Here is a 12,947-nt window from a genome sequence, read left to right as displayed (position 1 = left end):
CTTTCGGTATGAGATTTTTTGTGGGTATATATCGTTTGATAATTGCTTTTTTCTGTTTCTCTGGAACATACGAAGGCTGGCTTTTGGGAGTTGGCAATAAGTGGATTTACTTTACTTTCGAAACTAATGCGATTCTTGGTCTTGTCATGCTTTGGGCGGGTGCGGCATCGTTATTGAAGGGCATTCAGCCCCCCTCATGGCTGAAGGGATGTCTGACGCTGTATATCATCATCACCGGTCTGGTCGCTTGGTTGATACTGCCGCCGGCTGATCCAACGACCACCACGCATCTCTATGGCATGATGACATCAACGATGGTTCATATCATTGCGCCTATCTTGGCCAGCATCGACTTCATGCTCTTCGATCCGCACCGCCGTTACAAGTGGCATTATTCGTTGAGTTGGCTGGTCTATTTTCCATTCTATGTGGCGTTTGTCGTGATTCGGGCGCAAATCTGGCCGAATGCCGGCCCTGGCAAGGATCCATATCCGTACGGTTTCATCGATCTGAAGGCCTTGGGATGGCAGCAGTTCGGCATCAATATCGTAACCTATGCGTTTGCATTCTTTGTCATGGGATTGATGCTATTCGTGATTGACCGTATCCTGCCCAAAAAGACACCACTGACTGTGTCATGAGCATAGGGACACCCGGTCTATGGACTGGGCTTCACCCGCCATGGGTTTGAGAAGAGCGGGTAACGCATCTTTGTCGGCTTTGAAAGATAGCGTCTGAACAGGATGAGTGAAAGTAACAACAGCAAGTATCGAGCAGAAGGCTTGGCAATGGCAGCAATAAAAGACATGTTGAATCAATCTCAGATTATTCGTCCAGATGGCAGAGCCGTTGACGAATTGCGACCGGTGAAGATTACACGCGGATGGACCGATGTTCCAGAGGGATCGGTGCTGATCGAATGCGGTAATACACGGGTCATGTGCACGGCAACCTTCACCTCGACGGTGCCTCGCTGGCGCAAGGAGTCTGGACTGGGATGGGTCACCGCAGAATATTCGATGCTTCCGAGAGCCACAAGCGATCGTACCGACAGGGAATCAGTCAGAGGCAAGATTGGCGGACGGACCCACGAAATCAGCCGTCTGATAGGGCGATGCCTGCGTGGAGTCGTCGATATGAAGGCGCTCGGTGAACATCAGATTCAGATTGACTGCGATGTGTTGCAGGCGGATGGCGGGACACGAACCGCTTCCATTACGGGCGCCTATGTTGCGCTCGAAGATGCCTTGAACTGGGCAGAGAAGAATCATCGTATACGCAACGCCAAGAAGGTGCTGAAGGAGCAGGTCTCCGCGGTTTCTGTCGGTGTCATTGATGGAACGCCGATGCTTGATCTGCCCTACGTCGAAGACAGCAAGGCGATGACTGACATGAATGTGGCCATGACGGGGTCTGGTGCATTCATCGAGATTCAAGGCACTGCTGAGCACCGACCATTCAACCGTGAAGAGCTTGGGATTCTGCTCGACTTGGCAACGAAGGGCAACAAGGATTTGCAGAAGGCTCAGCGAGAGGCTTTGCAACAAGCGCTCTGATCCGTTCTGCGCTGTGTAGAGCTTGGGCAGAGTGGGGCAAACGGTCGAAACGCTCATCAAGAGTGATAAACATACTGGATGTGAGGGGGGTATAACGATGAGACTCATAGTTGCAACGCATAACGAAGGTAAACTTGTTGAGATTCAGTCGATTCTCAAGTCTGATCTTGGCTCTTGCAGTGAGAAGATTGCATTGGTGACCGCTGGATCGCTCGGGTTGCCCGATCCGGTCGAGACGGGAACAAGCTTTGAAGAAAACGCATTGCTCAAGGCGCGCGATGTGGCAGCTCGAACTGGTTGCCCGGCTCTTGCTGACGACTCTGGTCTTATCGTTGACTTTCTGGGTGCTGCACCAGGAATTCTTTCAGCACGGTGGTCGGGTGTCCACGGTGACGATGCGGCAAATATACAGCTCCTGCTTGCGCAACTCAAAGATATTCCCGATGACAAGCGAGCGGCCCGATTTATGTGCGCCATGGCGCTGGTAATTCCTGACTTGGGAGCCGGCAGTGGGCAATATGAGCATGTTGAATATGGAATCATGAAGGGACGCATCAACCACAGCCCGATAGGGGCGCATGGTTTTGGCTACGATCCTATTTTTGTGCCCAATGATCAACCAGAGCAGATGGATGCGGCCGAGCAAGACGAAAAGCTCACGTCTGCGCAGATGTCATCTCAACAGAAGAACGCCATTTCACATCGTGGACAAGCGATACGAAATATTGTGCCATTCATCGATGCTCAACTGCTCAAATAAGATCACCGACCCAGTTCATTCAGCCTCTAATATCGAAATCTCGATAGATAAGACAATGATTTTAGATCGAAATGAGTTCATTGAGTATCGTTATCAGCATCAGTGAAAGAATACCGGTGCTGGCGAGCGTAAAGCCGGCGAGCTTCGCGTTGCCAAGAACTCGATCTGTAAACAGTGTGCTGAAAACTGCGGTTGGGGCGAGACATACCAGCACAACTGCCTTTCGAACCATCGGTTCGAAAGGCAGAAGATACCAAGCCGCCAGACCGAGCAGAATGCCGAATAGCAACTTCCATCCGATGACAGAGCATACGGATTTGATGTCTTCGACGGATGCCGGAAGATCCATCAGCATGCCAACCATCAGCATGGAGCAGAAACCATTGGCATTGGAGATGGGCCCGAAGAAACTCGCAAACCATTGTGGCAACCGAACCCCGATGACCATGAGAGACACCATCACGACATAGGTGTCGAAGGGGACTGAAGTATAGAAGCTGCGCAGCACATTGCGAATATTGGCTCTGCGCCGAAGCCATCGGGCATGACGGTCAGTGAGTCGTCGATAGGGGAGTTTGGCAATATTGCCGACATTGCTCAAATTCACAGGACCCTGTTGAGGAATATGCAGCAGTGAGGTGGTCATCACATACATGCCCGCACACATCATCAGGGAGTTGCCGATATCAAACATGATTACCGACATGCTTGCTCCCTGTCCTAGCAGTGCCGTGATGACTGGAAGACAAAAATTGCCAACATTCATGCCGCACCCATTGAGCATCATGAAGACGCGGTTGCGTATCTGCATATGACGAGAAGAGGCATAGATGACAAGCAGTGGTATCAAGCTTGAGATGATGCCAAAAAGTGAAAGCCAGAGCATATCGAGATGATGCTCGTTGGTTGAGAATGAGTAGATGATTGCGCATGGAAGCGTGAAGTCAAAAACCACGCCTTCCATAACCTTGTAATCCTTGGAACCGAATACGCGCGCACGTTTCAGCCCATAACCCCCGAGCAGCACTGCTAGCAGGGCAAGCGCCTGTATGACTCCCGACACGATCTCTCCTCATTGGTTGGTCTTATGACCATTCTTCAACCATTGAGAGACTTTCCATGCTTCGTTCATCCCGCAATGCAACAAACCGCTCCGAGCCAGTTGCTTGAATCAGCAATAACTGGTCGAGAGCGGTTTACATCCATCACCAGTCAGGTGAGGAAAAGCCCCGGCTCCATGAACATCATGCACGTGATCGAACAGCGGAAATGATCGCACATACGTTTCAAGGATGAGAGGCCATTGTTGGATTACTCGATGGGCTTGCCGGCGTTTGCTCCAGGTGCGAGGCTGTCGATGCGGGTGATTTCCATAATGGGAACGGTCACTGGGTGCTTTGTTCCATGTTCGTCGGCAAAGGCCACTGCCTTGTTGAAAACATCATCATCGTTATGCAGAGTCACGGGACCGTGGAAGCGGAAGCCGACCTTCTTGGCGGTATCGACGACCATGACAATCAGACGACCATTATCGGTGATATTGCGGTAATGCTGACCTGCAGTGCGCTCATAATAACCGATGTGATTGTCGTCAACGACGTGAATGGACATCTTTGGTCCAATGTCTGGATTTCCGTCGTGATCAACCGTGGCGATGAAAGCAACACCATCATCGATCATGTGCTTCATTTCATCCGTAAGTTTGGCCATGAATACTCCTCAACTAGCTTGTCAGTTTTCAAAAGATGATTCTAAGCTCTGATAAGCCAGCTGACCACCCATTCACCCTGAGAACAATATGGCGTACATCACATTCCCCGATGCACTGGTATGCATTCATGGCTTCAGTGAGGCTCAATGCCACAGCTCGCGGGAGTCAATGAATCCGACGACGAGCCCTGCAGCGAATCCAGCGATCAGTCTTGCAGCTCATATCCCATGGCATCCTGATGCCATGCACTGCCGGGGTGAGAGGCAAGAATGAGGATGCCTTCCACGATTGTCCAGATCTCCACTGGAATCGCACCGATACCAAAGGTCAGAACGCTGATGAGCAGCTGCGCAACCGCACGACCGGTTCTTCCCAGGTAGAAGTTATGGACACCAAATACTCCAAAGAAGATAGCGAGAAGTCCTGCAACGATTTTCGACTTTGCCGAAGTAGGTGCGCCGTACGGATTTGTCTGCCAGCTTGGTTGGCCGTATGCGTTATATCCAGGGTTTTGGCCGGGCTGCGCATACGGATTCTGCTGAGCATACTGAGCGTTGGGAGCATATTGAGCATTGGGCGCATACTGATTATTCTGGCCATAACCGGGCGCATACGCTCCGCCTTGATTGGGTGTCTGCTGCTGTGAATACTGGTTCTGTGGGGCATAGGAACCCTGCTGCCCGGTGTATGCGCTCTGGCCTGCATAACTGCCTTGTCCGGCATGGGCATTCTGTCCATTTTTTTCTGCCTGCTCAGCCGCACTGCCAGTGTAGTTGTATCGGTCTGAGATCGGCTCGCTCTGAGATTGGTCCTGAGCATGATTGTGCTGATAATTCTGCTGTGTGTTGTTTTCCGAATGATTGTTGTCATCTTCGAAATGTGGTGCCGATGGATTGGTCATCATTCCCCTGTCGTTGAGATTTCGGTTCGAAAACTGTTCCTTATATCACACTCAAAGATACCAAAATCAACGATTTGCCGCGTGCCTAAGCTCTTGCAGGAAACAGCGAAACGCGTATTATGGTCGCATCTGGAGGATATATGAGAATGTGGAGCGTAACCCCTGCTGCTCTTGATGCGAAGGCACTGGTGGCGTGTTGGCGAGAATCCCTATTGGCTCAGGCGGTGTTGTTGGGAAAGACAAAGGGTTATGTGCATCATCCGCAGCTCACGCGCTTTCGAGAGACGCCGGATCCCGTTGTATCCATTGCCACGTTTCTCTCGTATGTTGCCGATGAGGCAGATAGACGTGGATATCATTTCAACCGAGAACGCATCGTCCAGATGCCGGATCCAAGCATTTCGATTGATGTTTCCGATGCGCAGCTTGCATATGAATGGCAGTTGCTCCTGATCAAGGAGTCACAACGAGATACGAAGGCGTATCGCAGTATGACAGCCATGCCGGTCGGTTGCAATCCGCTGTTCCGCGTTGTTCAAGGTGCGATTGCTCCATGGGAACATGTCTTGGATCTGGACGCTCTGGATGAGCTCAGCGTTCTCGGCAGCTTTCCACGGCATTGAGTAGGGCAGCGGCATATATCATGCAAAGATGATGATGACGTCGATGAAGCAGCAATCAGATACGATTGCAAGGCGGGCGCAATTGAGTTTCTGTGAGGTCGTTGAACCATCAATCGCCATCAATATGCAGGATAACCTTGCGCACCTGTCATCAAGAATTAAGGAATTTCAATGATCTCAAGACTGCTGCAAGCAATCTCCACTGGGGTGAGGCGCTTGGTCGCGAGTGATGCAGGTGCGGGCATCGTTTTGCTCATTGCGGCAGTGGCGGCGTTGGCGGTTGCGAATTCTCCGCTGTGGCCGCTGTACGAAGATCTTGGCTCGTTTGAATGTGGATTTGGTGCCCTGGGTTTGCATTTGCAGCTGCGAGAGTGGATCACGGATGGGTTGCTTGCAGTGTTTTTCTTTACCGTTGGACTCGATCTGAAGGAAGAGTTCGTGTCGGGGATTTTGCGTGATCCGAAGATCGCGGTTCTGCCGGTTGCTGCTGCATGTGGCGGTGTGGTTTGTCCCGCGGTTATTTATGTGCTTGCAGTTATGCCAATCGGCGGCGGGGCAATTGATGGTTGGGCCGTGCCCACGGCAACGGATATTGCCTTTGCAGTTTCGATCCTTGCAGTGGTTGGCAAGGGCCTGCCGCATCAATTGCGCGCGTTCCTGCTGACCTTGGCCGTCGTTGATGATTTGATCGGCATCGCTATCATTGCGTTCTATTACACGGCGGGCATTCATGCATTGCCGTTATTGCTGGCGTTGGGCGCGCTCGCATTATTCGCATTTCTGCTCAGGAAGGGCATCACGTCGCCGCTCATTGTTGTTCCTCTGGCAGGGATTGCCTGGGTACTCGTGCATGCATCAGGGATTCATCCAACTATTTGTGGCGTGGCACTTGGACTGTGTGTTCCTGCAAGCGCGCCTTGGAAGGGCCAGAATTCGATGGCTCGAATGCTGGCAAGAAAGCTTGCACCCTATTCGAAGTTGCTGATTGTTCCGATTTTTGCCTTCTTCGCAGCGGGTGTGAATGTCGGTGGCTGGTCTGGGCTGGCATTGCGGCTTCAAGAACCTGTGACGCTAGCAATCGTTGCTGCTTTGACCTTAGGCAAGATGCTTGGCATAACCGGAACCACCTTTGTGCTGACACGACTTCCGGTTCTTTCGCTGCCCAAGGGCCTGCGATGGTCAGAGATGATAGGCATGGGGTTTGTTGCGGGGATCGGTTTTACGGTTTCCATGCTGATTGGAGAGCTTGCCTTTGGTGCGCGCAGCGCCCTAGATGACGAATCCAAGATCGGGGTACTTGTTGGCTCGCTGCTTTCGGCCTCGATTGGGGCACTGATCCTGCAGATATGCGTACGGTACAGGCGAAGCAGGCTGGTGCAAGGCAACGATTCAGGTGCCGTGCGACAATAGGGATTCCAAAAGTGCGAAAGTATGGTGCACATTCGTTTCGTGGCGGTCGCTATGCCGGTGGACGTGCCTTGCTCTCTCAGCTAGAAAGCCTGATTTCGATAACGCATGGCGTAATCTATGAGATGTGGGGTTTGACCAAAACAGTGGAGGAATGATCGTTTTATGGCGAGCAACGCGCGCGGAACATACCATAAGGGTGAAGCCAGGCGGAAGCAGATTCTTGACGAAGCCCTGAACATTGTTGCCGTCGAGGGGTTCGATCAAACAACATTGTCGAAGATTTCGAAGGCTGTTGGGATCACCGAGGCGGGAGTTCTTCATTACTTCGATTCGATTGATGATTTGCTGGTTCAGGTGTTGCGCGAACGTGACGCAGCGGATTTGGTTGCAAGCAAGTTCACTGAAGAAAATCTGAAAGATCCTGAGACTGTTCGGCCGGAGAATGCCAATAACCCTGTGACCCATGCGCTTGGCATCATAGCGCGGAACCAGAAAACTCCGGGGCTTGTCGAACTGTATGCACATATGTCGGTGAAGGCTGCGGATTCTGAGAGCTGCGCGTATAAGTATTTCAAGGAGCGGGGGATGATCGAGCGGGCTTTGGTGGGTCAGGCCGCCATCACGCTTTACAAATCCCGGCATATTCCACCAATAGTTCCTCCAGAGGATGTCGCGCGACTGTTGCAGGCCCTTTTGGATGGACTTCAGATTCAGTGGCTTCTGGAAAATGATCTTGATATGGAATGTCTGGCTCAAAAAGCTCTCTTCGCCATGCTTGACCTGCCCACCCCTCCATCGGCAGCGGATCCGTCGGCACAGGCACCGTCGGCACAAGCACCGTCGGCACACACTCCACCGGCACACACTCCGTCAGTACAGACTCCATCATCCGACGAGTAAGCAGTGAGTCAGCGTAGCAATATGCCATGAAGCATGCGTGCAATTGAGCCACAAGTCTGATATCTCTCGGATTTCATGGATGCATGCTATAGGGAGCCAAGCCATACGCCAAGAATTCCTGCGCCCAGGCTGATCACGAGCATGCCTCCAGTATGGGTGAGCGCTCGTAGATAGTGCTGGTGCTGGATGAGGCGGTATCCTTCGACGCTGGCTGTGGAAAAAGTGGAGTACCCACCCAGTAGACCTGTGCCCAGTATGAATTTGATGAGCTGCGCATCCGTTGCATTCCATGATGAGACCCATCCCGTGAGCAGCCCAAGGAGCAGACAGGCAGACATGTTCACCACGATGGTTCCCAATGGGAAGTTCAATCTGTTGCGCTTGTTCACTGTGGAGTCCACAAGGAATCTGCATACGGCTCCCACGCCGCCGCATAGTGCCATGAGCGTGAACATAAGTGCGGATTGTGTGCTCATCGGCTATTGCCAACCTTTCGACTGCCCTGGTGGATACAGAGCGACGCAAGTCTGACGCCGCATCCTGCGAATACCAGGCCAAGCACGATGCTTACTGCGGCATATGAGAGTCCAAGTAATAGATGTGCACCCAACAACCTGGTGTCTGCCTCCAAAATGAAGGTCCCATATGTTGTAAATCCACCTATGATGCCGGTTCCGACGAAGAGACGGAACGATTGGCGTGCACCGACATCGTTGCCGGTGCCAGCAAGATATTCAAGGAGGAATCCCAATAGCGTGGAACCCACCATGTTGATGCAGAACGTCACCCACGGCCATGTCCAGTTCGAAGACTGCATTCCGCTTAATGCAGCACGTATCGCGGTGCCCATCACGCCTCCGACGAAAACTGCAGGAGCGGTATGGAGCCGCGGGTGCCTCTTGCTGAAGCTTTCTTCTAGATCTTTGTGTGTTTCTCGCAAACTGTTTCTCCCTCGCATCTGGGGCAGTGCAACTGACCTTGGATGGCCGGTGAATGGCCGTTGGGTGTAAGGCACTACCCGTACGTAGGAACTATCAGCATGTGCGGTTCAGACAACCGAAATCTTATGGAGATCCTGGTATCTCGGCGGGTTCCATCGCCAGAAGACAATACAACAGTGAGAAAGTATACCATCTGCATTCACAGCTATGGGTGATATCGTGTTGTGAGGTGATGGAGCCCGCCTGAATCTGCCGATTCGAACCGCCCGTATGCTGATAGCCCCTGCCATGAGACAAGCACAAGGAGGATTATTATGCATGATGCCAAGCTAGGTTCATCTTCGATAATTGTTGGAGTCATCCCGGGGCAACCCGATCGTGTCGTGGAAGAGGCATGCAGGATGGCTGCCTCGATGGCGGCTTCAACGCTGCATCTGGTGTATGTGAATTCCACGCTGACCGAAGAGAACGGTCATATGGAGCCTTTGGATTCCGACAGCATGAGTGAAACATGGCGTGAAGACTCGTCACGACTTTCTGAGCATGTGCTCAGGATTGCCCGCGATGCCGGCATTGATGCGGAATATCATCTTATGGCTGGAGATCCCGTGAAGGAGCTTGCGAAGTTTGCGCACAGTCATGATGCATCGATGATTGTGGTTGGAACTCGTGAAAGGGGTGCCTTAGCAGCATTGCAGGAGTGGGCCAATGGTTCGGTCTCATTGCGTTTGGCACACACTCAGCACATTGCGATTCTTACCGTTCCGCTTGCTGGCCAATATGAGAACTGACAATGTCTGATACACTTGTGGTCGTGGGTATGAAGTTACCCTTGGACTTTTCAGCATAATAACGTTGAGAGTCTGAACCGCCGTTAGGCTGATGACTTCTGCAGAGATGCAGGAGTCTGTTTTTTTACCTCCTCATCTTTGCACAACGAGAGGAGGAATATGAGCGCAATGAAAACCTTGTCCGTCCTTGTGGAGATACCACGTGGACAGCGCAACAAGTATGAGATGGACCATGCAACGGGTCGAATCAGATTGGATCGTGCACTGTTCACGTCCATGTGTTATCCCGCAGATTACGGGTATATCGAGGATACCTTGGGGGAAGACGGTGATCCTCTTGACGCTTTGGTGCTTGATGAGATACCGGTGTTCCCAGGCTGCCTGATTGACGTCCGTCCCATCGCAATGTTCGTCACGACCGATGAGCACGGACCTGATCCGAAGATCATCTGTGTGCCTGACGATATCAGGTATGACGGCGTGCAGGATCTGAACGATATCAGTTCCTGGAAGAGGTCAGAAATCCAACATTTCTTTTCCAATTACAAATCGATGGAACCAGGCAAGCATGTCGACTCTCATATGCTCTGGTCTGATATGAAGGCTGCGCAGCAAGAAATCGCTGATGCATTCGAAAGGGCGAGTCACAACAATTTCAATTGATGAGTGATCTGGCACACTGCTGCAGAGAAGCAGCCCAATCCTATGAATGACAATACTGTACAAGAATGAAGGAACACTATTATGAGTAACATTTCGAATATTCACGCACGCGAGATTCTTGATTCCCGCGGCAACCCGACACTGGAAGTTGAAATGGTTCTGGAGGATGGTTCATACGGCCTTGGATCTGTTCCTTCCGGTGCATCGACCGGAGAGAACGAGGCCAACGAAAAACGTGATGGTGATCCCAAGCGTTACGACGGCAAGGGTGTGCGAACTGTTGTTTCTGGAATAAACGGTGAGATAGCCAAGGCGTTGGTCGGGTTCGATGCTTGCGATCAACGGCAGGTGGATGAGACGTTGATCGGTCTGGATGGGACTGACAACAAATCTCGGCTTGGCGCCAATGCCATATTGGGAGTATCACTGGCTGCGCTGCATGCTTCTGCTGCTTCGGCACATCTGCCGCTGTATCGGTATATTGGTGGTGCCAACGGACATGTCATTCCCGTCACTGCGATGAACGTGCTCAACGGAGGAGTCCATGCCGTCTCTTCCAATGTGGACATTCAGGAATTCATGTTTACGCCCCTGGGGTTTGATTCCTACCATGAGGCGTTGCGGGCCAATGTCGAGTCTTATCATGCGTTAAAGAAGGTTCTGATCGACAAGGGACTTGAAACCGGATTGGGCGATGAGGGTGGTTTCGCACCGAACCTCAAGTCCAATAGAGAGGCCTTCGATCTTCTGATCGAGGCCATCGAAAGAGCCGGTTATGAACCGGGACGCCAGATCGCCATCTGCTTCGATTCAGCTGCATCAGAGTTCTATGACAAGGAGAACGATGTCTATGACTTTGATGGTTCGAAGGCCAGCGCGCAGGACATGGCTCGGTTCTACGAGAGCCTGATCGACGAATATCCCATCGCATCCATCGAGGATCCATTTGATGAGAATGCGTGGGATGATTTCCAATCCCTTACAGCCAAGATCGGAGATAGGGTGCAGGTGATGGGAGACGATATCTTCGTGACCAATCCGAAATTCCTAGCCCGAGCAATTCGCGAACATACGGCCAATTCCACGCTCATCAAACTCAACCAGATAGGAACGGTGACCGAGACCCTTGAAGCGATCAAACTCGCCAATCGCAACGGATTGACCACCATGGTGTCCCACCGTTCCGGTGAGACCACCGATGCGACAATAGCCGATCTTGCCGTAGGCGCCAATGCCATGCAGCTCAAGTCCGGTGCTCCTGCGCGTGGTGAACGCGTTGCGAAATACAACCAGCTTCTGAGAATTGAGGAACACCTTGGTGAATCCGCCGAATACGCGGGACTGAACGCATTCCCACAGTGGGCTGCACGAATCTGAACCACATTACAGCTAACGCCCCTGCTTTCAGAATCGGTGGGAATCTGTGGAAGCAGGGACGCGCGGCTCCCACCTAGGAGCAGGCCATTGCATGGCATTGGTTTCGGTTGTGTGCCGCTGTGTCTGGACTACTCGGACAAAGAAATGATACTGCGCGATTGCCAAGAGGTGGCGAAGCTGTTTGATGGCTTGCCGCCGGCTCCTCAGGTGGTTCCAACTGTTTCTGTCCCGACCAGGCGGAAGCGGTATTGGAAAGCTGAAGAGGATGAGTTCATTCGGCGGCAGTATGCGGCGGGCGTGACGATAACGGAGATTGCAAGGCAGTTGGCAAGCAACCGGTGGACGATAAAGAAACAAATTGAGCAGCTAAGTTGCGAGCGGAAGAATGACAAGAAAGATAATCGAATCAGTGGCAGCATCGCTCAAATCGAATGGTCGGACAATTCACTTCATTTAGGCTAGATTGTTTTCCATGTATCTGTAATGCTGCTCGTCTGTAGTTTTGATGAGATCTAATAGAATTCCTGCACATCTTTTAGCTTCTGGGACCAGAGACGGATCAAAGCCATCCCCAGTGACATGTGAAGAATCATTGACAAATTTATATAACTCGGTTTTTTTGGATTCTGGATATTCAAGCATAGACAGCCTCTTATATGGAGAATCCTTAATGGGTATTTTATAGAGCAAAAAAGTATCAAGCAGCTTCCTACATATATTGGTAGTGCCCGGGTTCTTGCGCACTTTGGTTTTTGTTTCCTGTGTGCGTTGTCAGTTCGCTTCCTGTATGGTGTCGTGGAGTCGGGACATGTCCAGGTAGCGGCGGGTCGACCACTGGTTGCCGGTGACGTAGCGGATTCTCGCAGTGATGAGCATCAATGCCGATCTACCATCCGGGAAAGCGCCCACCACGCGGGTTCTCCTGCGGATCTCCCGGTTCAACCGTTCGATCATGTTGTTCGTTCGGATGCGCCGGCGATGCTCGACCGGGTAATCCTTGAGCAGGTACGTGGTGGTCTCGTCGATGCCCTCGCGCAGGCACTTGGCGGCCTCCCTGAGTTTCCGCTCCTCCATCTCGGTGGCGACCTGCTCGGCCTTGGCCAACGCCGATTCGCGTGATTCCATCGCGAACACGGCCTTGAGCGCGTCCCCGGCCCATCGGGTGTGACGAGGGGAGACTTTCGAGAGCACGTTGCGCATGAAGTGCACCATGCACCGCTGGTAGCGGGCCTGTGGCAGGAGTTCACTGACGGTGTTCACCAGTCCGGCGCACCGGTCGCCGGTCACCAGGCGCACGCCGGTAAGCCCACGCGA

16 protein-coding genes and 3 riboswitches are annotated in these 12,947 nt (G+C 52.2%); of the genes, 10 read left to right on the top strand and 6 right to left on the bottom strand.

Annotated features, from left to right (window positions below):
* Positions 1-8 precede the first annotated feature (8 nt).
* The 3 genes from BAQU_RS07000 (at position 9) to rdgB (ending at position 2,316) form a co-directional block, all read left to right on the top strand.
* Positions 9-641, top strand: a complete 633-nt coding sequence (locus BAQU_RS07000) for a Pr6Pr family membrane protein (RefSeq protein WP_094694144.1) — start codon at positions 9-11, stop codon at positions 639-641.
* A 147-nt stretch (positions 642-788) separates the two neighbouring features.
* Positions 789-1,556 (top strand): ribonuclease PH, encoded by a 768-nt coding sequence (gene rph / locus BAQU_RS06995; protein WP_094694285.1) that lies wholly within the window; start codon positions 789-791, stop codon positions 1,554-1,556.
* Positions 1,557-1,653: 97 nt separating this feature from the next.
* Positions 1,654-2,316 carry an RdgB/HAM1 family non-canonical purine NTP pyrophosphatase gene (gene rdgB, locus BAQU_RS06990; RefSeq protein WP_094694142.1) on the top strand — a complete coding sequence of 221 codons (663 nt, stop codon included), beginning with the start codon at positions 1,654-1,656 and terminating at the stop codon, positions 2,314-2,316.
* Between the two features lie 61 nt (positions 2,317-2,377).
* Here rdgB and BAQU_RS06985 read toward each other — a convergent pair whose 3' ends face one another.
* The 3 genes from BAQU_RS06985 to BAQU_RS06975 form a co-directional block, all read right to left on the bottom strand.
* The gene (locus BAQU_RS06985) at positions 2,378-3,379 is read right to left on the bottom strand and encodes an AEC family transporter (protein WP_094694140.1); all 1,002 of its coding nucleotides are present in this window, start codon (positions 3,377-3,379) and stop codon (positions 2,378-2,380) included.
* 248 nt (positions 3,380-3,627) lie between these two features.
* Entirely contained in the window at positions 3,628-4,026 is a 399-nt protein-coding gene (locus BAQU_RS06980; RefSeq protein WP_094694138.1) for a pyridoxamine 5'-phosphate oxidase family protein, read from the bottom strand.
* A gap of 206 nt (positions 4,027-4,232) precedes the next feature.
* The gene (locus BAQU_RS06975; RefSeq protein ID WP_244568474.1) at positions 4,233-4,931 is read right to left on the bottom strand and encodes a TM2 domain-containing protein; all 699 of its coding nucleotides are present in this window, start codon (positions 4,929-4,931) and stop codon (positions 4,233-4,235) included.
* A 143-nt stretch (positions 4,932-5,074) separates the two neighbouring features.
* Between BAQU_RS06975 and BAQU_RS06970 the strand changes: the two genes are divergently transcribed.
* The 3 genes from BAQU_RS06970 to BAQU_RS06960 all read left to right on the top strand — a co-directional run bounded on the left by BAQU_RS06970 (position 5,075) and on the right by BAQU_RS06960 (position 7,861).
* Positions 5,075-5,551, top strand: coding sequence for a pyrimidine dimer DNA glycosylase/endonuclease V (locus tag BAQU_RS06970; protein WP_244568473.1), 477 nt, complete (start codon positions 5,075-5,077; stop codon positions 5,549-5,551).
* Positions 5,552-5,722: 171 nt separating this feature from the next.
* Complete coding sequence (gene nhaA, locus BAQU_RS06965; RefSeq protein ID WP_094694136.1) at positions 5,723-6,961, top strand: Na+/H+ antiporter NhaA; 1,239 nt, start codon at positions 5,723-5,725, stop codon at positions 6,959-6,961.
* 162 nt (positions 6,962-7,123) lie between these two features.
* Complete coding sequence (locus BAQU_RS06960) at positions 7,124-7,861, top strand: TetR/AcrR family transcriptional regulator (RefSeq protein WP_094694134.1); 738 nt, start codon at positions 7,124-7,126, stop codon at positions 7,859-7,861.
* Positions 7,862-7,947: 86 nt separating this feature from the next.
* On the opposite strand, the gene BAQU_RS06955 is transcribed toward BAQU_RS06960, so the two are convergent.
* Both BAQU_RS06955 and BAQU_RS06950 read right to left on the bottom strand, forming a co-directional pair.
* Entirely contained in the window at positions 7,948-8,337 is a 390-nt protein-coding gene (locus tag BAQU_RS06955; RefSeq protein ID WP_094694132.1) for a fluoride efflux transporter FluC, read from the bottom strand.
* Positions 8,334-8,819 carry a fluoride efflux transporter FluC gene (locus tag BAQU_RS06950; RefSeq protein ID WP_094694130.1) on the bottom strand — a complete coding sequence of 162 codons (486 nt, stop codon included), beginning with the start codon at positions 8,817-8,819 and terminating at the stop codon, positions 8,334-8,336. The genes BAQU_RS06955 and BAQU_RS06950 overlap by 4 nt, the downstream gene beginning before the upstream one ends.
* 60 nt (positions 8,820-8,879) lie before the next feature.
* Positions 8,880-8,971: riboswitch (Fluoride riboswitch) on the bottom strand.
* A gap of 50 nt (positions 8,972-9,021) precedes the next feature.
* Positions 9,022-9,095: riboswitch (Fluoride riboswitch) on the top strand.
* 21 nt (positions 9,096-9,116) lie between these two features.
* Here BAQU_RS06950 and BAQU_RS06945 point away from each other — a divergent pair.
* The 4 genes from BAQU_RS06945 (at position 9,117) to BAQU_RS06930 (ending at position 12,095) form a co-directional block, all read left to right on the top strand.
* Positions 9,117-9,593: a universal stress protein gene (locus BAQU_RS06945; protein ID WP_094694128.1), complete on the top strand. Its 477-nt coding sequence runs from the start codon at positions 9,117-9,119 to the stop codon at positions 9,591-9,593.
* 16 nt (positions 9,594-9,609) lie between these two features.
* A riboswitch (Fluoride riboswitch) is annotated at positions 9,610-9,701 on the top strand.
* Between the two features lie 51 nt (positions 9,702-9,752).
* On the top strand, positions 9,753-10,256 hold the full coding sequence (locus BAQU_RS06940) for an inorganic diphosphatase (protein WP_275542237.1): 504 nt from the start codon (positions 9,753-9,755) through the stop codon (positions 10,254-10,256).
* An 81-nt stretch (positions 10,257-10,337) separates the two neighbouring features.
* Positions 10,338-11,633: a phosphopyruvate hydratase gene (eno, locus tag BAQU_RS06935; protein WP_094694127.1), complete on the top strand. Its 1,296-nt coding sequence runs from the start codon at positions 10,338-10,340 to the stop codon at positions 11,631-11,633.
* Positions 11,634-11,720: 87 nt separating this feature from the next.
* On the top strand, positions 11,721-12,095 hold the full coding sequence (locus BAQU_RS06930) for a helix-turn-helix domain-containing protein (RefSeq protein ID WP_143241976.1): 375 nt from the start codon (positions 11,721-11,723) through the stop codon (positions 12,093-12,095).
* A gap of 309 nt (positions 12,096-12,404) precedes the next feature.
* Here BAQU_RS06930 and BAQU_RS06920 read toward each other — a convergent pair.
* Positions 12,405-12,947: IS256 family transposase (locus BAQU_RS06920; RefSeq protein ID WP_211277137.1), on the bottom strand; the 543-nt coding region annotated here is incomplete at its 5' end.

The organism is Bifidobacterium aquikefiri (assembly GCF_002259795.1).
Taxonomy (GTDB): Bacteria; Actinomycetota; Actinomycetes; order Actinomycetales; family Bifidobacteriaceae; genus Bombiscardovia; species Bombiscardovia aquikefiri.
This window is presented reverse-complemented; position numbering and strand designations above follow the sequence as displayed.